Here is a 21,647-nt window from a genome sequence, read left to right as displayed (position 1 = left end):
CGCGATGCCTCAACCGGCCAGGAGTACCGGCAAGCGTGGCCGCAATGGCCGCTCGACCTGCAAGGATGGCTCGTTGAAGAAGCCAATTGCCTCACGCAACTGCTCGCTTTGCTGACGCAGTGCATCGGCGTTCGCGACCGCTTCCTGAACCAGCAGGGCGTTTTGCTGCGTCGCGGTATCGATCGCGGCCACTGCCTGGTTGACCTGCTCGATACCCAACTGCTGTTGATGGCTGGCATCAGTGATCTGGTTAATCAGTCCGGCAACTTGCTGCGACGACGCAACGATCTCGGCGATGGTCTGGCCGGCACTCTGGACATTGCGACTGCCGATGGTGGCCCCCTCGACCGATAGTGCAATCAATCCCTTGATTTCACGTGCCGCCGCAGCCGAGCGCTGTGCCAGCGCCCGCACTTCGCTAGCCACCACGGCGAAGCCGCGCCCGTGATCGCCGGCACGCGCAGCTTCGACGGCCGCATTGAGCGCCAGGATATTGGTCTGGAACGCGATGCCATCAATCACACTGATGATGTCGCCCATCCGTCCCGAGCCAGCCACGATGCTGGTCATTGCTGTCATCAACTGCGCGATTTCCTGCCCGCCGCGCGACGCATGACCGGCCGCTGATGATGCCAGCGTGCGTGCCTGCAATGCACTGGCGGCGTTTTGCCGCACTGCCGCCGCCAGTTGCTCGATCGACGTGGCCGCCTCCTGCAATGCGCCCGCCTGTGACTCGGTCCGATCCGACAAATGGCTATTTTCCTGCGCCATCTGCTGCGCGGTCGCGTCGATGGCAACGATGCCGCGACGCACGTCGCCGACTGTGCCAGCAAGGCTCGCCGTCATCTGCTGCAGGGACTGGAGCAGGGTGCCGATTTCATCGGTACGCCGGCTATCGGGCTCGACCGTGAGGTCGCCGCTGGCAACACGGACCGCGATGGTGACAGCATGCCGGAGCGGCAGCACCAGCGTACGGATCAGCAGCCAGGCCGCCAGCGCGGCAATCAGGATTCCCAGTGCGCCTAATCCATTGAGCAGCAGCAAGCTGTTCTGATACAGCTGGTCGCTGTCTGCAGCCATCTGGCGCGCCTGGGTTTTCTGGCTATCAAGCAGTTCGCGTATTCCTTTCAGCAACGCCGCCTGGGCGGGTTCCATCCGCGCCTTGACCTGCTGTTCGACGTCCTGCGTTTTACCCACGGCCTTGAGCTGGAATACCTCGTCACGGGTAGCCAGATAGCTGGCCTGGAGCCGGTCTATCGTTGCCAGCTCGGCTTTTTCTTCCGCCGTCGTGGCGCTGAGCTGCATGCCCGCGGAGAACGCCTTGATGTCCGCATCGCCAGCGGTGACTTTGGCCGCAAAATACTCTTCCAGCTCCAGGCTATCGCTTTTGGCAATCGCGATGGCCCGCACGCCGTTGAGGCTGGACGCCCCCAGCCAGTCAGCCACCTGTAGCTGATTAGCGAGCTTGCGATTGACCAGGTAATCCGTCATCTGATGGGCTGCCTGCAAACGCCACACTGACACGGCCGTGATGACCAGCATCACAAACAGGACCACCAGAAAAGACAGAATCAGGCGGGTCGCAATATTTAGCTGGAAGTTCTTCATGGCTGGAGAGCGGCTTAGCACCCTCTAAGTTGCTTTTAAGAACCACACAGTAACCTGCGTTTGTGACAATGGCATTACGAGACGGACGGGGCCAGGCTCTTTTTGACGAAACGGACTACTTCCCGTTTATTGAGGGGCTTTCTGGCGGGCAATTTCATGGTATTTCATGGCCAGGTAATCGCGACGTTCGACTTCATGCAACTGCAACGGATAGTCTTCGGTGGCGGCAAACCATGCCTGTAACCGGATGTCGATCTGATCGGCCGCCGGCGCATTCAAGTAAGCCGCGATCGCCAGGTAATAGCGCATCGTATTGCGCTCGACTACCCCGCGCATGCCGCCGATGTAGTCCGGTTGCCCGTCGGACTGCTTGCCCTCGATGGTGAAACCTACTTTGTCGCTGCCGGCAGTGGCCAGATAAGCCTGCATCGCCATCTTGCTGGTGAAACCGAATGCATACGAGTACGTCAGATGCAGGAAGGTCTTGTTGCCGGACACCGGTACGGCTTCCAGAACGATGCGGTAATTACTGGTGCCCAGCGGCCCGTTTTTTGCATCGAGCCGGGTATCGAAATAGGTCGGCGTATGCACGCCCTTGCGGTAGACGAAATCGACCTGATAGGACTCATCGAGGGTCTGCTCGGTTTTTTTGCCGACGCTGACATGGAGGATGGTTCCGGAGGCGTCGGTGGTCGGACGACAATATTTGGTATTGAGGTGGAGGATCAGCACGTCGCACCAGCGTGTCGGGCCGTTGAGCAAGCTATTGACCTCGCCAAACGGATGATCAACCAGCGCGTAAATGTCGCCCTTCAGGGCATTGGGTGCTGCGATCGAATCGAGTACGACCGGACGCTTGAACTGGTTGTCCGCCAGCCGCGGAGCCAGTTGCGCGTACCTCGCCTGCAAGGTGCTTTCCGCCAGGTCGGGTGCAGCATGGGCAGCCGCTGTCAGCACACCACAGACCAGCAACGCGCACCACTTTTTAATTCCAGATAAACCCGTCATCGACAACATCCTCTTTTCTGTTTGTGTCCGAGCCGCTTAGTCTACCCGCCGCATCGACGACAGCTGGTTCGATAGCTGTCCGAGATTGGCATACCGGCCCGGGCCGAACACCACGCAGCGCCCGCGAAACCCGGCGTCGACGCACATTTCCCATTGACCGCCCGTAATTGCGAACGACGCAATCCGGTCATTGAAGCCGCCATTGCTGAAGTTGTCGAGATCCTGGTTCAGCACGTACCGGTTGCCGCCAAAATCGGGCGCGGTGTACAGCTCGACACTGCCGCGCTGCACATAGGCTCCGGGGACATCCCGCTGCGCGATGCGCATCGAGGTGATCGACCGGTACAGCGCAGGTTCGAGACGGCGGTACTCGCCCGGTCCGAGTATCCGGCACTGGCCACGAAAATCGCGGTCGGAACACAGCTCCCAGACACCACGCCGGATCACCATCGACGCGGCCGCATCATTGAATCCGGCATCGACCAGCGTACCGACATCGCCGGCAACCGGCAGACTGCGACCGCGCAGGCCCTCTTCCGAGAACAGCACCACGCTGGCACTGTCGTCCTGCTGGCCCTGCTGCCGATCCTGCTGCCAACCACGCTGCCAGCGCTCGTCGTGACGTTCGTCATTGTCTTCATGGCGGCGATGACCAACCTCACGTACCGAGGAGATCCGCTCATTGAGGCGCGGATCGAGCCGCGGATAATCGCCGCGTTCCAGGACCGCACAAAAGCCATTGAAATCATCATCGCTGCAAACTTCCCAGCGCCCGCCACGCACCACGATGCTGGAGGCCCGATCATTGAAACCGAAGCGGCTCAGGCTGGGTGTCGTCTCGCGCAGGGCCACCGCGCGTCCGCCGAAATCGCGCTGCTCGAATAGGTTGATTTCCCCGGCGCGCGCAACACCGGAAGATAAACCGGCCAGGACCAGCAGTACGGTAAAGGACAGGGATGATTTCATGATGCAGCCTTGGGAGGAAAGGAAAGAGCCGGAATCACGCTGATCCGGTTGCGGTGGTACACAATAAGATCGTATCCGATGCATCGGACTGGTTTTTACATGTTGCATCACTCATTGCCAAGTGCTCACGAGCCGGTAAGCCCGCCACTCTTGACGGCAAACAGGCCACCCCCGACAATGCGCCGCGCGCAACCGCGATGGTTTGCCGGCACGGTTCATTTTCTTCATCTTACGGAGTACCCGCATGCTCAAGCCCGGCCTCACCTACGGCTCCGATCAGTCTGGTCTGATCTGGGGTTACGTCTTCGAACCCGACAAGGCCGCCGTGTCGATCAGTTCGGCGCAGGCAGCCGACTGGCTGCAGGCGATGCGCGCCCATGGTTCCGACCAATTCATCTGGCTGCACTTCAACTTGAGCAACACCGCAAGCGAAAAATGGATTGCCGAACATACCGGCGTGGTCGATGAATTCTATGAAGCCTTGCATGAAGGCTCGCGCTCGACCCGCATCGAACTGGCCGAAAACACGCTAATCGCGGTGATCAACGATGTGCTGCACAATTTTTCCTTCCAGCCTTCGGACACCTCGACCGTCTGGATCAGCCTGTCCGAGCATGTCGTTATCAGCGTACGGCGCACGCCACTGAAATCGATCGAGCGCCTGCGCGGCGCGGTCGAGGGCGGCGAACCAATCCGCTCGACGGTGGAACTGCTGATCCATTTGCTGCGCGACCAGGCCGATGTGCTGGTCAGCATCGTGCGCGATGCGGTCGCCAAGGTCGATGAAATCGAAGACAACCTGCTGGCTGGCCGGCTCAATCAACGGCGCGCCAAACTCGGTGTGCTGCGTCGGGTGCTGGTGCGCTTGCAACGCTTGCTGGCGCCGGAACCGGCCGCGCTGTTTCGCCTGCTGCAACGGCCACCGCGCTGGGTCGTCGATGAAGACCGGCAGGAACTGCGGCAATCGACCGAAGAATTTTCGGTTGTGCTGAGCGATCTGATGTCGATACAGGAACGCATCAAGCTGCTGCAGGAAGAGATCGCCGCCAGCGTCAACGAAGGCAATAACCGCAGTCTGTTCGTGCTGACCATCGTTACGGTGCTGGCGCTGCCGATCAACATCATCACCGGCTTGCTGGGCATGAATGTCGGCGGGATCCCGTTGTCCGGTCACGACCAGGGCTTTTGGGTCGTGGTCGCCATTGTCGTGACGATTACGGTTGTGGCAGGCTGGCTGGCATTGCGGGCCCAGCGCGATCGTTAGGGAACGGAGCTGTCGACCTGCGCCATCGGTGCCGACGGCAGCTTGTCGGGACGTGCCGTGACGGCCTTGAACACCGGCGCAAACGCGGCCGTGTTGCGCGGGGTGGAGCGACATTTGGCGACATTGTGTTTCACGCCTAGCGGAATCGAATAACCCATTTTGACAGCGACGGTGCTATCACCGCCATCGCGCAAAGTCTGGCGTGACAGTCCGACCTGCCAGCTACCGCGGGTCATGTCGAGCTGGACTTCGTCGTTCCACGCGTTGCCACGATAGCCGCCGCGCACCTGCAGGCAATCGTCGAGGTATTGCGTATAACTGGCCTGACGAACGGCATTACCGGAGCCATTGCCGGCACCATCGGCCATCGCATACTCGGTACTGTCCATGCCACGGCCGAAATCGAGCTTGGATCGCGGCGAGGGTGCCAGACTCAGATTGAGCATGTAGCCTTGTTGCATGCCGGTTGCCAACCGCCCGGTACCGTCAGGGTGCACCATGGTTTGTTCGGCACCGCGCTCACGGGTCCCGGCCTGATAGGCACTGGCACCAAAATCCCGCAGCAGGGAGCCCGGTGCCCAGTATTTGCGTACATCCATCAGATAACTGCTTTGCGCCACGCTCTTGGCATAGTCGCCGAAGACAAATTGATAGGTATTACTGCTGCGCAGTTGGCCGACCGCCAGATGCAGGCGCAAATCGCTGGCAGGATCATAGATGCCATTGAGGACGACTTCACTCTGGCGCGGTCGCACTTGCAGGTGCACGCCGGCACCAAGACCTTCGCTGAGCACGGACCCATAAGTCAGCTGCAGTGCGGTATCGGTGCCGGAAGGACGGCTTGCCAACGCTCCCCAGCCCTGATCGGCATCGGCGTAGCCAAGCGTGACACCGCCGGGGTTGGCATCGAAACGGGTCACCTGAGAACTACGCGGCAAGGGCAGATCGGGCAGGGTTGCACCGATATCACTTTGCACCGCCCGCGCGTGGCCCGGGCCAAGCAAGACAGTCAACAACAGAAAACGCAAAGGTAAGGGCATTGGACAAGCAACGGTTTTTTTGGGGGGAGCGGGCACGGTAACACATGCATGGCGATCACTTACATCTCGTCACTACGGATACAAGTTGACGGGTTTCAAGATGGACGCATGTGGTTATGCTCAGGTCTCCCTAACAAGCAACGCAGGAGCTCACCATGGAAACCACCCAAACAACTTCACGCATCCACCCGCTGCTGGCCGGCGCTGCCGTCTCGGTGACCCTGGTCAGCCTGCTCGGCGTTGCTGCTCTGAGCGGCATGCTACCGAATTCAAACAGCAGCGGCGCACCGCTGGCGCAAACGACACCGGCACCGGCACCGGTACTGGTGCAAACACAGGCCGGCCTGCAGTACATGCAACCGGTATCGGCTCCGATTGCCGCCGCCTATCAGGTCGAACCGGTCACACCGCCAGCCCATAAACATGCAGCGACCGTGCGCCGTACTTCATCACATCAAACCACCTACGCTCAGAACGAGAACAACTACCGCAATGACAATCGCCAGCCGGCTTATCAGCAGCCAAACTATCAGCAGCCGGTGCAGGCCGCCAATAGCCCGATCGGCATTGCCACCGGCGCTGTGGTCGGCGGCCTGATCGGTAACCAGGTCGGTGGCGGACGTGGCCGTACGCTGGCGACAGTCGCCGGTGCGGTCGGTGGCGGATTTCTCGGCAATATGGCCGGCCAAAAATACGGTTATTGATTGACCTGAGCTGCACGGAATGAAAAAAGCCTCGCTGACTGCGAGGCTTTTTTACGTCTGCCGCCCGCGCAGGGACAAAGCGTCCGCGACAGCGTTGCGCCGCCGCGGTATCCAGTGAAAGCGCACCGGGCCCAGTTGCGCCAGTAGCGTCAACGCACGGCATCGATAAGCCTCAAGACTGGCTACGGGATGAACGCCGGTCACGTCGTCGATGACGATGCGGCTATCACCATGAATCAGCAACTGGTCCGGCCGCGAAGCCAATGCCGCCTCGAGCAAGACCAGCAAGGCCATGTATTCGGCCTGGTTGCTGTCGCCGTGACCTCCCGGCAGGCTGAAATCAGTAATCACCCCGAGCGGGCCGGTCAACCGGGCACCGAGTCCGATACGCCCCGGATTGGGCCACGCAGAGCCGTCGAACCAGCCGGTCCAGCCGTCCCCGGTTGGCATCCTGGCTGCTTGCTTGCGCTGCCAGGCCAGTGCCTGTTCCTGCTTGCGTGCGGCGCTTCGCGCCTGAACATTGGCCTGCACCTGCAAACGCGCGGCGACCAGGCCCGCCAAATCCTGCGACTGTGCCACGGCTTGCAGCAACTGCTGCAGCGCGGCGGCCTCGGTCAGGCAACCGTCGCGCGCCAGCCGGCGCGCCTGCGACCGCTCGCCGGCATACGCCACTGCGCACAACTGGCTTGCCTCCGGCGGCGCTATTGCCGGCACTGTCAGGTACTTTTGAATTTGCGCATCAGCGCGTCGAGTTGAGCGGTCGCCGCCGGTGCGGCCGTATCGACCTCGTCGTCATCTTCGGCGAATTCGGCAGCGAGGTCTTTCCAGCCGCGGCTTTCGGCAAAGGCATTGAATGCCTCCGGCGCTTCGAGCACGATCAGCTTGTCATCCTGCAAGGCAACATCGCCGACCAGCAAGTCCGGACCGACGTAACCGAGGCTCTGCAAGTGCAATGTAATGTTGTGGATCAGGACAGTGTCTTCGGGCAACGGATCGTCGCCCATCTTGTGCTTCATGTCGACGTAGACGTCGATGGTGCCGTAGCCCTCGTCAAAAATGCGGATCATGCTGATCTCGCGCGTGTTGCCGGAAGAATCCTTTGCTGGGAAAGGACCGCTGAGCTGGATATCGGTGTCATTGTTCATGACCCGCAGGTTACACCAGGAAGCGCTGCCGGGCCATCCCGGCGGGCGCGGTCTTGCATGGACTTGAACAAACCCATCATGGACCCATGTACTCATTCAATTCATTGCGATTGCCCCCATGATTCCGTTATCCATCCTGGACCTCTGTCCGATTATCGAAGGCAGCACGGCCGCTATTTCCTTCCGCAACACCCTCAGCCTCGCACAGCACGCCGAGCGGCTGGGATACCAGCGCTACTGGCTGGCCGAACACCACGGCATGCCTGGCATTGCCAGTGCCGCGACAGCCGTAGTGATCAGCCATGTGGCCGCTGGCACCAGCACGATCCGGGTTGGTGCCGGCGGCATCATGCTGCCGAATCACTCGCCGCTGGTCATTGCCGAACAGTTCGGCACGCTCGCTGCGCTGTTCCCCGGCCGCATCGATCTGGGCCTGGGTCGCGCACCCGGATCGGACCAGGCTAGCGCGCGCGCATTACGGCGCAACCTGACGAGTGACGCCGACGAGTTCCCGTCCGATGTGCTGGAGCTGATGGATTACTTCGAGCCATACAGCGGCCATGGCGTGCGCGCGGTGCCGGGCAACGATTCGACGGTACCGGTCTGGATACTCGGCAGCAGTACCTTCGGCGCACAGGTCGCGGCGGAATTCGGATTGCCCTACGCGTTTGCTTCGCACTTCGCGCCGGCCCAGATGATGCAGGCCATCGAGATCTACCGCGCCCGCTTCAAGCCATCGGCACGACTGGCAAAACCGCACGTGATGCTGGGCTTTAATGTGTTCGCCGCCGACACCGACGACGAAGCCATCCTGCTGGCCAGTTCGATGCAGCAGGCCTTCATCAATCTGCGTACCGGCCGGCCGTCGTTGCTGCAGCCACCGGTACCGGGCTATCTCGCGCAGTTGCCACCGGATGCGCGTGCGATGCTCGACCACACGCTATCGTCGTCGGCCATCGGCGGCGCGGCCACCGTCGCTGCCGCACTGGAAGCGTTCATCGCGCGCACCGGCGCCGACGAACTAATGATCACGTCGCAGATCTTCGACCACGATGCGCGCCTGCGTTCGTACGAAATACTGGCCGACGTGCACCATCCGGTAGCTGCCTGAACGAAGCAGTAGCGTCAGGCCCTGACCAGTAGCGTACTGGGCTGGCCGGCTGGCTCGAACAGGGTCAGCGCGGTCATCGCCCGCGTCATTGCCACGTACAGCAAACGACGCTCCTCGCCCAGATTGGCGGTACGCGGAAACTGGCCGCGCTCGAGATACGGAATCAGTACCTGCGGCCATTCCTTGCCCTTGGCATATTGCACCGTCGTCAAATCCAGCTGTGCGCGACCCTTCAGGTAATTGAGCTTCTTGCTGATGCTGGCCTGGCGGGTGGCCAATTCGGCCAGAAAATCGAAGGCGGACTGATCAGGCCGGTTGCCGGCGAAACGAATGAATGCATCGATAGACCGCGTCGCTGATTCTGCGCGACCGCGACTGACAAAGACCCGGCTGGTAGCCGACACCAGATCCAGCTGACGGGCCGCCGTCATTAACAACTGCACCGCTGTGCCGGTGCGGGCCATCGTGCGCAAGGTCTCGACGACCCCGGCAAAGCGGATTTTCCAGCGCCCGGTGCTGGCCGAATCCACCGACGCCACGCGGCACAGGATGCCCGAGAAAAACGATTCCAGCGTAGCCGGTTCGGCGGTGATCATGCGCAGGGCTTCCTGCCAGCGCCGTTCGTTTTTCAGCTCCGGCGATAGCCGTTCGTCGAAGGCCAGCAACGATGCAAAATCGACATCCGAATCAAACCGCGCTGACGCATACAGGCCCAGGCTGCGCACCAGTTTTTCGCAGGTCGGCTTGTCGCCGACGAGTGTGACGTAGCTGCCGGTCGCGATGTGCAGCAAGCCGCGCAGCATCAATATTTCGGGACGCACCAGATACGAGTCGAAACCCGAACAGCGGTATGGCATCCCGGCATCGATCAGCTGGTTTTCAATCTCGATGCTTTGATCGGCATCGCGCACGACGATCGCAAAATCGCTCAGCTTGACGACCTTGCGTTCCCGCGCGGCCGTGATGGTCGCGATGACGGCGGCGGCGCAATCGTTCTCCGGACCGCCCTGATAGGGCAGGTGCGTGACCTTGGTGCTCAGTCCCGGCTGCGACACGCAGTCGCGTCGCATCATCGCAGCGGCCAGCGTTGACACCGACGAGCCAAAACGAAACGTGCGGGTAATGGCCTGCCGGGTTGCTCCGGGAAACGCAAAATCAAAGCCGTTCGAGGACAGCGCCGGATCGGCACCGCGGTCGGCATTGATGATCTGGTCGCGGTCGCCGACCACCACCAGGCGCGCGTGACGCGCCAGCAATTGCACCAGCGCGAACTCGGCCGCATTGACGTCATGCCACTCATCGACCACGCAAATCCGGAAGCGCGGCAGTACCTCAATCGCCTCCGGCTGCCGCCGGAACAGCCCGATCAGATCGGTCGCATGGTCGAACGGACTTTGCCAGGCGCACTCGCCGGTGCCGGCACCGCGCTGGCGCTCGATTTCCTGGCAGATGGCGATGATCTCCGGCGATTCGTCGAGCGAACCGGCGATTTCATCGGTGTCGCGCGCTTCGAATTCCAGCGTGACGAGGCCGGCTTTCAAGCGCACCAGCAGGCGGATGAAATCCTCGACCCGCTCGTTGCTATCAAACGAAAAATCAAAATCGGTGCGCACACCGGCGTCGGCGTAGCGCTGCCATACCGCCTCGGCTGCGGCCACGATATGCGGGCGGATCTGCTCGCTGCTATCGTAAAAAACCGGCATGTCGAGGTAGCTGGCACCGGCCATGTTCAGCACCTGCTGACGGGCGAACTCTTCGACGGTCTGGATCACGATCCCGCGCGGCGCGCCTTCTTCCACGCATTTTTGCGCCAGTCTTTCCTTGGCACCCTGCGAAAAACACAGCGCGATCGCTTGCGGGGACGCGATACCTTTTTCGCAGGCGCGCTTGAGCACGCAGGCCAGTACCGTGGTCTTGCCGGCACCGGCGACGGCTTCGATCATCGTGACCGGCCTGGTCGATTCGATGATCGCGATTTGTTCGGGGGTCGGGGTGACGGACATGGGCAAGGATCAGGTCGAAAAACAGTATGGTAGTCGAGCCGCGTAGTTATCCCGGGGATTGCCCGGGGAGACTGGAACCCTAGTCCACTGAACGCGCATCAAACGAGTCGGGCCAGCACCCATCCTGCAGCGACAATATGGGCTATGGTGACCAGCACCGACAAGCCATGCAGCCACTTGAAACGCTGCCGATGCCCCGTATCCGTAGCGCGATTGATTGCAGGCATCAACAACTGCCGCACGGGAAGCGTGGACAGCGCAATACCCGCCATCACCATCGCCGCAGTGATGTCGTGCGACCACCAGGCCAACGCCGCCACTGCCGCAGCAGCCATCACAAAAACGTAGAACCACGGAAAAGCCCGCCGCAGCGTTGCGCCTGCGGTTTGCGTTGGCAGCACCGAAAACAGCAGGGCAGCAAATCCAAACGCGTAGAGCGTCATTCCGCCAAACAAAAGAGCGGTGGCCAACACGGCAAGCGAATGCGTCATACCGGAATACCTTGTCATCAAAAAGAGTAATGGGCGCTTGAGGCGCAGCGGCGGTGACAAGCCACCGGAAGATGATTTGTCACTCGACGGAATAGTGAAAAAACTCACGCGACGATGATAACCCCTAGCAACAATTGCGCGCTTGAGGGCAATACGGGGCTGGATAACCTGGTTTAAAAAAGAGAATTAAACTGATGCCCCGGCTTGACCAAATATCTTTCTATAACGGAATACACGAATGAAAAATCAAGCTTGCATTGAACTTCGCGATCTGAAAATCAATACCGACATCGGGACATACGGCCCCGATGACACCCGACCGGACACACACCTGCTCGACATGTCCTTGCAGATCAGTTCGAAAAACGTCCTGATTGCAGAAGATGGTATGAACTACGTATTCGATTACGACCCGTTGATCGCAGAAATTGACCGTCTTGCCGGCGATGGCCACTACGAGACGCAAGAGCGACTCATGACCCGGATTGTCAAGGCCTGTGCCGCTTGCGCAGGGGTTGAAGCTGTCGAGCTCTATTTGCGCAAATTCCCGGTGCGCAAGGAATCAGGCTCGCTTGGCGTGAGGCTGTCGGTGGATGCAACGACCTTGGCCGGGATGCGATAAATAGTTTAACGGCTACGGAGCACTGTGTATTTTCTGGCGACGCCAGTTCAGCGGTCAGCGCCTCCCGTTCATCGAATGTCGAATGTTTTTTAATCCGCTAATTTGAGGATGCGTACGGTGACCGGGCGAATCAAGAAGAAAAAAATGTTGGCACTGCTGGATACCTTGCCGGAGCAACGCAAAGTCGACGATGTCTGTAGCTTGTGCGGGCGACCGATCCCGCGCCATCAAAAGGACGCCCATCACCTTATCCCCAAATCGCACGGCGGATCACTGACGGTGGATTTACACCGCATCTGTCACCGCCAGATTCACGCTCTCTTTACCGAGACGGAACTGGCGCGGCAGTTTTTTACCGTTGAGCAGTTGAAGCAACAAGATGCAATGAGCCGCTTTCTGACGTGGGTGAAAACCAAGCCCAATGATTTTTTTGAAAAGAGCCGGAAAAGCGTCCGACTGCGCAGTAAATAAGGCCCCACCCCTGCTGCCATGCCTAAAAATCATGAAAGAAATGAAGCAATGGAAATCGTCTGGTTCAAGCGCGACCTGCGCATCCGCGACCACGCACCGCTAGCCGATGCGGCGGCTGCCGGCCCGGTATTGGCGCTCTTTCTGCACGAACCGGAGATCATCCTCGCACCGGACTTTTCAGCGGCCCATGCCGGCTTCATCCGGGAATGCCTTGATAGCCTGCATGCCGCATTGCAGGAGCGCGGCGGCGAGCTCGTCGAAATGACTGGATCGGCGCCCGGGTTGCTGGAGCAGATCTGGCAACAGCAGCCCTTTGCGACGCTGCGCAGCCATCAGGAAACGGGAAACCGGGCATCGTATCAACGCGACGAGCTAGTGGCCGCATGGTGCCGCGCACACGGCGTGACGTGGCGGCAGTCTCCGCAGAATGGTGTCATCCGCAGTCAGGATGCGCGTGCGAAACGTGACTGGATCGCCGAGCTCGACGCCTATTCAAGCAGCGAGCCGGTCAAGCCGCCACGCCATATCATTCCGGCAAAATTGCCCGCTATGCCGACCGGGTTCGTCGCACCACTGCAGGTCGCCGGCCACGATAAGCCCGGTCGCATGAAGGGCGGGCGCGCCGAAGCGATCGGCCTGCTAACCGCATTCATGCGGACCAAGATAAGCCGCTATCCGTACGCAATTTCCAGCCCGATCACCGCCGAGCATGGCTGCTCCCGGCTCAGCCCGTTCCTGGCCTACGGAGTGATCACGATGCGTGAAATTGTGCTGGCGATGAACCGGCGCGTGGACTCCCCGGAACTTGCCGTCAACGAGGCCGAACGGGAGCGACTGATCAGCGCGCTGCGGTTTTTCGCGGACCGTCTGCGCTGGCGTGCGGGGTATTTCCAGAACATGGAATCGATGCCGCAGATGGAGTTCGACAATATCCATCCCGGCATGAACGGACTGCGCGAGGGTGAGTTCGATCCGGTGTTTTTTGCGCGCTGGCGGGATGGCGAGACCGGATATCCAATGATGGATGCGGCAATGCACATGCTGCATCACACCGGCTGGATCAATATGCGCATGCGCGGCATGCTGCTGTCCTTCGCGGTCAACGAGTTGTGGCTGCACTGGCGCGAACCGGCGCTGTTTCTGGCACGGGAGTTCGTCGATTACGAGCCGGCCATCCACTACAACCAGATGCAGATTCATGCCGGTACGGCTGGTGCCGGCAGCATGCTGGCTTACAACCCGGTCAAACAAGCGCAGGAACTCGATCCCAAAGGGATCTTCGTGCGGCGCTGGTTGCCGGCGCTACGGGCGGTGCCGGATGCATATATTTTTACACCGTGGACCATGCCGCCGGCCGTCCAGACTACCTGCGGAGTAGTCATTGGAACCGATTATCCGGCACCGCTGGTGGACCATCTCGACGCGGCACGGCAAGCGCGATCCCGGGTTGGCGATGCACAGATCGCGGCAGGCATGCGGCCGCAATCTGTGCGCGGCCGGGACGGGCAAAAGGTGGCCGGGACGAGCCAGGTTGCGCTCTTCTAGAAGTTTGCCGGGGCGCGATAGAAAGCTGTTTTTACGTAGTGGCTCAGGCAGCAAACTCAATGCAATTGCGGCCCCGGCTCTTGGCCCGGTAGAGCGCCGCATCGGCTTTGGCGAGTGCTGCCTCGACGTCCGGAGTGCCGGCATCGAGCATCGCCAGTCCGATGCTGGCGGTCATCGTCACCTGCACACCGGTATTGCCGGCAATCCGGCATTGCAGGATTTCCTGGCGCAAGCGCTCGGCGGCCACCCGAGCGCCCTCGACGCTGGTATCCGATAGCAAAATCGCAAACTCATCACCACCAAAACGGCTCAGAAAATCAATGTTACGCAACACCGCCTGGCACGCCCGCGCGCAGGCGAGGATGGCCTGATCGCCAGTGGCGTGGCCGTAGCTATCGTTGATCTGCTTGAAGTGATCGATGTCGAGAATAAGCACAGCCAGGCCGGTGCCGTGGCGCTGCGCGTGCTTGAGCTCAACCTGGAAGCGGGACATGAAATGACGCCGGTTGGCGATGCCGGCCAGCGTATCGGTATTGGCCATGTGCGACAGCATCTCCTGATGCCGCAGTAGCGCCCAGTGCTTGCGTAACATTAGGATCGCCATGGTCCAGAGCAGCAGTAGCGCCACCGTTTCGCCCAGCGCGCGCTGCCGCCAGCTGGCCTGCCAGTCGCTATCGGCTTCACCGACGATAACGATGAAGGGCAGGTCGTCGACCTTGCGCACACCGTACAGACGCTTGCGGCCGTCCACCATCGACCGGTCACGATACGACGCGTAGGTGGCGTCCGAGGCGACGAATGCCCTGGTCTGCGGATGGTCGATGGTGGTACCGAGCAGGTCGGGTCTGGCGGGTTTGCGCGCCAACAAACCGAGCCGGGTATCGGCAATGACGATGGTGCCGCCGGCGCCGAGTGCCATCTGCGCAATCCTTGCGGAAAAAAAGCTGAGGTCTACCGAGACACCCGCCGAACCATGGAAACCCGCACCGGGACCGGGAAAGCGCCGTACTTGCGTGACCGACAGCCGTCCGGCCTTGTTCAGGTAGAGATGCGATACGAAGGTCTCGCGCAGCGGATCGGCCTGCAGCGACTTGCACCACTCGCGGCCACTGGCATCGACACCGATCCGGGCATTGGTATGCGTGACGATGCAGTTCCGGTCGACCAGACCGACGCCGGCGGCGTTGGGCAGGGTTATTCGCTTGGCCTCGATGAGCCGGGTGATGCGCGCCTGGCGCGCCGGATCGGTATCGGGATAGCGCAATGCCTCCTCTGACACATGGCCGATGATGTCGCGCAGCACGTAGTCGGAGTTTTCCATCGCGCCCTGAATCCATTCGCTGATCAGAAAGCTGGCATTGAAAACCCGTGTCCGGGCAGATTTTTCTTCCTGACGGTAGGACGTGATCAGGTCCACCGCCTCCACGATCGGCAGGATCAGGCAAAAGCACAAGCACCATAAAAAGCTTTTGCGATACGGCGACATCATTGAACTCCGTGAAAACAATCGGTGCGCGTCGGCTGCGGATTTGTACGATGAAAAATTTGCGAGGCCTGCATGGTCTGTTAGTGTAGACACCCGCCCACGGAACATGACGTACACGATACCTGTTTTTTACAGCATCAATGCGTGCATGAAGACCGATCATACCGTTCCTCACTATCAACCCACCGGAGATGCCATGTCCCAAGCACCTGCATTCGAATTATTTGCCTTCTGGCGCACCTCGGCCACCTATCGGGTGCGCGTTGCGCTGAACCTGAAAGGCCTGAGCGCCCACGAGCGCATCATCAATCTCGATAGCGGCGAACAGCGCAGCGCCGCCTTTCTGGAGATTAATCCGATGGGTGCGATTCCGGCGTTGCTCGAAGCCGGTCAGGCACCGCTGACGCAATCGCTGGCGATCCTCGAATTCCTCGATGAACTGCAGCCGTTGCCGGCCTTGCTGCCGACCGGATTGCATGCCCGTGCAAGGGTGCGCTCACTGGCGGCGATGCTGGCCGGCGATACCCATCCGCTGATCACACCGCGCGTTAAAAAGTATCTGACCGGTACCCGTGACTTCGATGATGCCGCCTGGCGTGCATGGCAAATTCACTGGTTCACGACGGGCTTGCAGGCACTGGAACAGCGCCTCGCATCGGAAGCCGGCACCGGCCTGTTCTGCCATGGCGATACGCCGACCAGCGCCGACATCTGCCTGGCCAGCATCATTGTCGTCGCCCGCGTCTTCAAGATCACTGTTGCCGACATCCCGACCGTCGACCGGATCATGGCGAGTTGCGAAGCACTTGACGCGTTTGCGAAGGCCGACCCGCGCCGTCAGGCCGGCGCGCCGGCGTAAATTCCGCGGCGTACCGGGCGGGTCTGTTCGTTGCCGTACAGACCCGTGGTAGCGCGCTGCGTAGCATCGGCCGGCTTATCGCTCCGTGATCCTCGCCACCATGCCCAAGCCATCTTCCCGCCAGCCGGACCGCAAGTTCACGAGCAGCGGCAACGTCCGCGTACGCGGCGCGCGTGAACACAATCTGAAAAATATCGATGTCGATATCCCGCGCGATGCGCTGGTGGTGTTCACCGGCGTTTCCGGCTCGGGCAAGTCGTCGCTGGCGTTCGGCACGCTGTATGCGGAAGCGCAACGGCGCTATCTGGAATCGGTGTCGCCCTATGCGCGGCGCTTGTTCAATCAGATGGCCGTGCCGGACGTCGATGACATTGACGGTTTGCCGCCGGCGGTGGCGTTGCAGCAGCAGCGCGGCTCGCCGACCACCCGCTCGTCGGTGGGCAGCGTGACGACCTTGTCGAATCTGCTGCGCATGCTGTACTCGCGCGCCGGTGACTATCCGGCGGACCAGCCGCTGCTGTACGCGGAATCGTTTTCAGCCAATACGCCGGAAGGCGCCTGCCCCGAATGTCATGGCCTTGGCCGGGTCTATGACGTGACCGAACGCTCGCTGGTACCGGACGACCGGCTGACCATCCGCGAGCGCGCTATCGCCGCCTGGCCTTCGGCCTGGCATGGCCAGAACCTGCGCGAGATCCTGGTAACGCTCGGCTACGACGTCGATACACCGTGGCGTGACTTGCCGAAAAAAGACCGCGACTGGATTCTGTTCACCGACGAGCAACCGAGCGTGCCTGTGTATTCCGGTTTCAGTGCCGCCGAAGTGCGCGCGGCGCTCAAGCGCAAGGCGCTGCCCAGCTATCAGGGGACCTTCACGAGTGCAAAAAAATACGTGCTGCAGACCTTCGCCTCGACCAACAGCGCGCTAATGAAAAAACGGGTGGCGCAGTATCTGCTCAGTGCCGACTGCCCGCTGTGCAGGGGCAAACGGCTGCGCCGCGAAGCGCTGTCGGTCACCTTCGCCGGGTACGATATCGCCGCTATCGCGCGGCTGCCGCTCAACCGTCTTGGTGCCATCCTCGCGCCATTCGCCGATGGCACTGCGAAGGTCGACGCCAGACAGCAGCGTGAACATCCCGAAAAAATTCTCGTCACGCAGCGCATTGCCGCCGATCTGATCGAGCGGCTCGCCGTCCTGCTGGATCTCGGACTGGGCTATCTGACCCTGGAACGCAGTACACCAACGCTGTCGCCTGGCGAGCTGCAGCGCTTGCGCCTGGCGACGCAGGTGCGCTCCAATCTGTTCGGCGTCGTGTATGTGCTTGACGAGCCTTCCGCCGGCTTGCATCCGGCCGACACCGAGGCGCTGCTGACGACGCTGGCGCGGCTCAAGGCCTCCGGCAATTCGCTGTTCGTGGTCGAACATGATCTGGATATCATCCGGCAGGCAGACTGGATCGTCGATGTCGGTCCGGGAGCCGGCGAGCACGGTGGACTCGTGTTGTACAGCGGTCCGCCGGCAGGGCTGGCAGAGGTCGAGGCATCACAAACCCGGCGTTACCTGTTTGCCGGACCGGCCGGCACACGCCGCACGCCGCGTGTGCCGGATCGCTGGCTGCGACTCGAAGGCGTGACCCGCAATAATCTTGCGCACCTCGATGCGGCCTTTCCGCTGGGCGTGCTGACCAGCGTGACCGGCGTCTCCGGATCCGGCAAATCCAGTCTGGTGAGCCAGGCGCTAGTGGACCTGGTCGGCACCTCTCTGGGCCACGAGATCGCACCCGAGGACGAGGATGCAGACGCGCAGGAGCATCGCGCCGTGATCCCGACCGGCGGACGTATCGTCGCTGGTATGGAAGGTATAAAGCGTCTTGTGCAAGTCGATCAGAAACCGATCGGCCGCACGCCGCGCTCGAATCTGGCGACCTATACCGGCCTGTTCGATTACGTGCGCAAGCTCTTTGCGATGACCGATGACGCGCGTCGCCACAGGTATGATGCCGGCCGGTTTTCGTTCAACGTCGCCAAGGGGCGTTGCGCGACGTGCGCCGGCGAGGGTCAGGTGATGGTTGAATTATTGTTTTTGCCTAGCGTGTACGCCCCCTGTCCGGCATGTCACGGCGCGCGCTATAACGACGACACGCTGGCCATCCGCTACCGAGACAAGAATGTCGCCGAAGTGCTGGCGATGACGGTCGACGCCGCGTGGGAATTTTTTGCTGACGAAGCACCGCTGCGGCGGCCCTTGTCTGTCTTGCGCGAGGTCGGACTGGGTTATTTGCGACTCGGTCAGGCCGCCACCGAACTGTCCGGCGGCGAAGCGCAACGCGTCAAACTGGCCACCGAATTGCAGCGGCCGCAGCGCGGCGACACGCTCTATATTCTCGATGAACCGACCACGGGACTGCATCCGTCGGACATCGATAAATTAATCGCGCAGCTCGATGCGCTGGTCGCCTCGGGCAATACCGTGATCGTGGTCGAACATGACATGCGCGTGGTTGCCGCCAGCGATTGGGTCATCGACATCGGTCCCGGCGCCGGCGACAAGGGCGGTCGCGTTGTGGTCAGCGCGCCGCCGGATCAGGTGGCGCGCCATACGGACAGCCGCAGCGCGCCGTATCTGGCGCGGGCGCTGGCCTGATCGCTTCCGTCCACAAAGTAAAACGGCGCCGCAAGTATTCACCGGACTTCTGCGAATACCTGCGGCGCCGCCAATGCGAGCTAGCCATCAAGTATCGATATTGCCCGCCTGCAGCGCATTGGCTTCGATGAACGCCCGGCGCGGTTCGACATCGTCACCCATCAGCGTCGTAAAGATCTGGTCGGCCGCAATCGCGTCATCAATCTGCACTTTCAGCAAACGCCGCACGGCAGGGTCCATCGTGGTTTCCCACAACTGCGATGGATTCATCTCGCCCAGCCCTTTGTAGCGCTGCTTCGAAACACCGCGCTCGGCTTCTTCGCGTAGCCAGGCCATGACCTGGTGGAAATTGTTGATGCGGATTTCCTTGATGCGTTCGCCCGTGCCACGTCGCACCATCGCGCCTTCACCGAGCAAACCCTTGAAGGTAGCAGCCGCATTGGCCAGGACCGCGTAGTCCGGACCGCTGACAAAGTCGGCATCGATGACGCTGACTTTTACGTTGCCGTGGTACATGCGCTGGACGCGCAGCTGATGCTTGTCGGACAGATCGTCGGAACGCACCAGAATCTCGACAGCGGGGTCGTTGATTGTGGCGAGCATTGCCGCGGCACTGCTCGCTGCATTTTCCAGCGTGCTCAGGTCCAGCGTGACGCCGGTCATGATGGCGGTCAGGGCGGCGTTGTCGATCGCGCGTGCCAATCGGGTGATGATGGCGTTGGCGGTGTTGTACTGACGGACCAGCTCGGCCAGTGCATCGCCGCTGATCGGCTCGGCTTGCTCGTACGGAATGAGCGCGGCGTCATTGAGCGCGATCTGCATCATGTAGGCGGCTTCTTCGATATCGTCCTTCAGGTAGCGCTCGTCACGGCCATGCTTGACCTTGTAGAGCGGCGGCTGCGCGATGTAGACATGGCCGCGCTCGACCAGCGCCGGCATCTGCCGGTACAGCAGCGTCAGCAGCAGTGTGCGGATGTGGGCGCCATCGACGTCGGCGTCAGTCATGATGATGATGCGGTGGTAGCGCAGCTTGTCCGGATTGAATTCATCGGGGCCGATGGACGTGCCCAGCGTAGCGATCAGGGTGGTGATCTGCTCGGACGACAGCATCTTTTCGAAGCGGGCTTTTTCGACGTTGAGGACCTTGCCGCGCAAGGGCAGGATGGCCTGGAATTTACGGTCGCGACCCTGCTTGGCGGAGCCACCGGCGGAGTCTCCTTCGACGATGTACAGCTCGCACAGCGCCGGGTCTTTTTCCTGGCAATCAGCCAGTTTGGCCGACAGGCCGAGGCCGTCCATGATGCCTTTGCGGCGGGTCAGTTCGCGTGCCTTGCGGGCCGCTTCACGGGCGCGCGCGGCTTCGACGATCTTGCCGCAGATGATCTTGGCGTCGTTCGGTTTTTCTTGCAGATAGTCCGACAGGGTCTTGGCGACGATCTCTTCGACCGGGCCGCGCACTTCGCTCGAGACCAGTTTGTCCTTGGTCTGCGAGCTGAACTTCGGCTCCGGCACCTTGACCGACAGCACGCAAGTCAGGCCTTCGCGCATGTCGTCGCCGGTGACTTCGACCTTGGCCTTCTTGGCGAATTCGTGCTCTTCGATGTACTTGTTGATGACCCGCGTCATCGCCGCACGCAAGCCAGTCAGATGGGTGCCACCGTCACGTTGCGGAATGTTGTTGGTGAAGCAGAGCACTTGTTCGTTGTAGGCATCGTTCCACTGCATCGAGACGTCGACACTGATGTTGGTGTTCTGGTCCGACATCTTGTCGCCGGTGGCCTGAAACACGGTCGGATGCAGCACGGTCTTGCTCTTGTTGATGTACTCCACGAAGCCGCGGGTACCGCCTTCGAACGCGAACTCTTCTTCCTTGCCGGTGCGGTGATCGCTCAGCTTGATGCGCACGCCATTGTTCAGGAAGGACAGTTCGCGGATGCGCTTGGCCAGGATGTCGTAATGGAATTCGATGTGATTGAAGATTTCTTCGTCGGCCCAGAAGTGCACTTCGGTACCGCGCTTGTCGGTGTCGCCGGTGACCTTGATCGGTGAAATCTGAACGCCATCGACGGTCTCGATGATGCGATTTTGCGGAATGCCGCGCACGAATTCCATGTAGTGCGCCTTGCCATCGCGCCGTACCGTCAGCTTCAGCAGCTTCGACAGGCCATTGACGCAGGACACGCCGACGCCATGCAGACCGCCCGAGACCTTGTACGAGTTCTGGTCGAATTTGCCGCCGGCATGCAGTTCGGTCATGACGATTTCGGCGGCGCTGCGTTTCGGTTCGTGCTTGTCATCCCACTTGATGCCGGTCGGAATGCCACGGCCGTTGTCGGTAATCGAGATCGAATTATCGGAATGGATGGTGACATTGATCTCGGTGCAATGGCCGGCGAGCGACTCGTCGATCGAGTTGTCGAGCACTTCGAATACCAGGTGATGCAGGCCGGTACCGTCGGAGGTATCGCCAATGTACATACCGGGCCGCTTGCGCACGGCTTCCAGTCCTTCGAGGATCTGGATCGATGATGCGCCATACTGGTTAGACTGCGGCTGACCTGGAGTATCTTGAGGAATCGCGGACATGGGTACCTTCTAAACGGTGACTGACTGCTGGGACTGCTGAAATAAATCGCATTCTGTAAAGCGGCAAGGGACCATCAGGTCCCTTGCAATGACC

The 21,647-nt window shown here is 60.9% G+C and carries 18 protein-coding genes and 1 pseudogene; 8 read left to right on the top strand and 11 right to left on the bottom strand.

All coding sequences use genetic code 11. The features are described 5' to 3' along the window. Window positions 1-9: 9 nt before the first annotated feature. The 4 genes and pseudogenes from RHM62_RS19015 to RHM62_RS01870 all read right to left on the bottom strand — a co-directional run bounded on the left by RHM62_RS19015 (window position 10) and on the right by RHM62_RS01870 (window position 3,582). Window positions 10-771 carry a methyl-accepting chemotaxis protein gene (locus tag RHM62_RS19015; RefSeq protein ID WP_416172309.1) on the bottom strand — a complete coding sequence of 254 codons (762 nt, stop codon included), beginning with the start codon at window positions 769-771 and terminating at the stop codon, window positions 10-12. A gap of 72 nt (window positions 772-843) precedes the next feature. Next, window positions 844-1,608: pseudogene (locus RHM62_RS19010) on the bottom strand (MCP four helix bundle domain-containing protein); the annotation flags it as partial. 126 nt (window positions 1,609-1,734) lie between these two features. After that, window positions 1,735-2,625 (bottom strand): hypothetical protein, encoded by an 891-nt coding sequence (locus RHM62_RS01875; RefSeq protein WP_416172283.1) that lies wholly within the window; start codon window positions 2,623-2,625, stop codon window positions 1,735-1,737. A gap of 27 nt (window positions 2,626-2,652) precedes the next feature. After that, window positions 2,653-3,582, bottom strand: coding sequence for a beta/gamma crystallin-related protein (locus RHM62_RS01870; protein WP_322123894.1), 930 nt, complete (start codon window positions 3,580-3,582; stop codon window positions 2,653-2,655). Window positions 3,583-3,826: 244 nt separating this feature from the next. On the opposite strand from RHM62_RS01870, the gene RHM62_RS01865 reads away from it, so the two are divergent. Next, a complete protein-coding gene (locus RHM62_RS01865; protein WP_322123893.1) occupies window positions 3,827-4,846 on the top strand; it encodes a transporter in 1,020 nt (339 codons plus the stop codon). On the opposite strand, the gene RHM62_RS01860 is transcribed toward RHM62_RS01865, so the two are convergent. After that, the gene (locus RHM62_RS01860) at window positions 4,843-5,823 is read right to left on the bottom strand and encodes a hypothetical protein (RefSeq protein WP_322123892.1); all 981 of its coding nucleotides are present in this window, start codon (window positions 5,821-5,823) and stop codon (window positions 4,843-4,845) included. The two genes, RHM62_RS01865 and RHM62_RS01860, sit on opposite strands and share 4 nt — an antisense overlap. Before the next feature lie 218 nt (window positions 5,824-6,041). Here RHM62_RS01860 and RHM62_RS01855 point away from each other — a divergent pair, with 218 nt between their 5' ends. After that, window positions 6,042-6,590 (top strand): glycine zipper 2TM domain-containing protein, encoded by a 549-nt coding sequence (locus tag RHM62_RS01855; RefSeq protein WP_322123891.1) that lies wholly within the window; start codon window positions 6,042-6,044, stop codon window positions 6,588-6,590. A gap of 51 nt (window positions 6,591-6,641) precedes the next feature. On the opposite strand, the gene RHM62_RS01850 is transcribed toward RHM62_RS01855, so the two are convergent. Both RHM62_RS01850 and RHM62_RS01845 read right to left on the bottom strand, forming a co-directional pair. Further along, window positions 6,642-7,304 carry a ribonuclease HI family protein gene (locus tag RHM62_RS01850; protein WP_322123890.1) on the bottom strand — a complete coding sequence of 221 codons (663 nt, stop codon included), beginning with the start codon at window positions 7,302-7,304 and terminating at the stop codon, window positions 6,642-6,644. Window positions 7,305-7,306: 2 nt separating this feature from the next. Next, entirely contained in the window at window positions 7,307-7,735 is a 429-nt protein-coding gene (locus RHM62_RS01845; RefSeq protein ID WP_322123889.1) for a hypothetical protein, read from the bottom strand. Window positions 7,736-7,853: 118 nt separating this feature from the next. Between RHM62_RS01845 and RHM62_RS01840 the strand changes: the two genes are divergently transcribed. After that, a complete protein-coding gene (locus tag RHM62_RS01840; protein ID WP_322123888.1) occupies window positions 7,854-8,846 on the top strand; it encodes an LLM class flavin-dependent oxidoreductase in 993 nt (330 codons plus the stop codon). 14 nt (window positions 8,847-8,860) lie between these two features. On the opposite strand, the gene RHM62_RS01835 is transcribed toward RHM62_RS01840, so the two are convergent. Together RHM62_RS01835 and RHM62_RS01830 are read right to left on the bottom strand one after the other, a co-directional pair. After that, window positions 8,861-10,849, bottom strand: coding sequence for an ATP-dependent helicase (locus RHM62_RS01835; protein ID WP_322123887.1), 1,989 nt, complete (start codon window positions 10,847-10,849; stop codon window positions 8,861-8,863). Between the two features lie 98 nt (window positions 10,850-10,947). Continuing rightward, window positions 10,948-11,400 (bottom strand): DUF4149 domain-containing protein, encoded by a 453-nt coding sequence (locus RHM62_RS01830; protein ID WP_322123886.1) that lies wholly within the window; start codon window positions 11,398-11,400, stop codon window positions 10,948-10,950. 178 nt (window positions 11,401-11,578) lie between these two features. On the opposite strand from RHM62_RS01830, the gene RHM62_RS01825 reads away from it, so the two are divergent. The 3 genes from RHM62_RS01825 (at window position 11,579) to RHM62_RS01815 (ending at window position 13,978) form a co-directional block, all read left to right on the top strand. After that, window positions 11,579-11,962, top strand: coding sequence for a dihydroneopterin aldolase (locus RHM62_RS01825; RefSeq protein WP_322123885.1), 384 nt, complete (start codon window positions 11,579-11,581; stop codon window positions 11,960-11,962). Between the two features lie 144 nt (window positions 11,963-12,106). Further along, the gene (locus RHM62_RS01820) at window positions 12,107-12,433 is read left to right on the top strand and encodes an HNH endonuclease signature motif containing protein (protein WP_322123884.1); all 327 of its coding nucleotides are present in this window, start codon (window positions 12,107-12,109) and stop codon (window positions 12,431-12,433) included. Window positions 12,434-12,481: 48 nt separating this feature from the next. Continuing rightward, window positions 12,482-13,978, top strand: coding sequence for a cryptochrome/deoxyribodipyrimidine photo-lyase family protein (locus RHM62_RS01815; protein WP_322123883.1), 1,497 nt, complete (start codon window positions 12,482-12,484; stop codon window positions 13,976-13,978). A 43-nt stretch (window positions 13,979-14,021) separates the two neighbouring features. On the opposite strand, the gene RHM62_RS01810 is transcribed toward RHM62_RS01815, so the two are convergent. Further along, a complete protein-coding gene (locus tag RHM62_RS01810) occupies window positions 14,022-15,467 on the bottom strand; it encodes a GGDEF domain-containing protein (protein ID WP_322123882.1) in 1,446 nt (481 codons plus the stop codon). A 193-nt stretch (window positions 15,468-15,660) separates the two neighbouring features. Here RHM62_RS01810 and maiA point away from each other — a divergent pair, with 193 nt between their 5' ends. Both maiA and RHM62_RS01800 read left to right on the top strand, forming a co-directional pair. Then, a complete protein-coding gene (maiA, locus tag RHM62_RS01805) occupies window positions 15,661-16,323 on the top strand; it encodes a maleylacetoacetate isomerase (protein WP_322123881.1) in 663 nt (220 codons plus the stop codon). A gap of 100 nt (window positions 16,324-16,423) precedes the next feature. Continuing rightward, window positions 16,424-18,967, top strand: a complete 2,544-nt coding sequence (locus RHM62_RS01800; RefSeq protein ID WP_322125290.1) for an excinuclease ABC subunit UvrA — start codon at window positions 16,424-16,426, stop codon at window positions 18,965-18,967. 87 nt (window positions 18,968-19,054) lie between these two features. Here RHM62_RS01800 and gyrB read toward each other — a convergent pair whose 3' ends face one another. Next, the gene (gene gyrB / locus RHM62_RS01795; RefSeq protein WP_322123880.1) at window positions 19,055-21,553 is read right to left on the bottom strand and encodes a DNA topoisomerase (ATP-hydrolyzing) subunit B; all 2,499 of its coding nucleotides are present in this window, start codon (window positions 21,551-21,553) and stop codon (window positions 19,055-19,057) included. Window positions 21,554-21,647 lie beyond the last annotated feature (94 nt).

The sequence above is a fragment of the Actimicrobium sp. CCC2.4 genome, assembly GCF_034347385.1.
Taxonomy (GTDB): Bacteria; Pseudomonadota; Gammaproteobacteria; order Burkholderiales; family Burkholderiaceae_D; genus Actimicrobium.
Note: the sequence above shows the minus strand (reverse complement) of the source record. Positions and strands in the feature narration are given on the sequence as shown.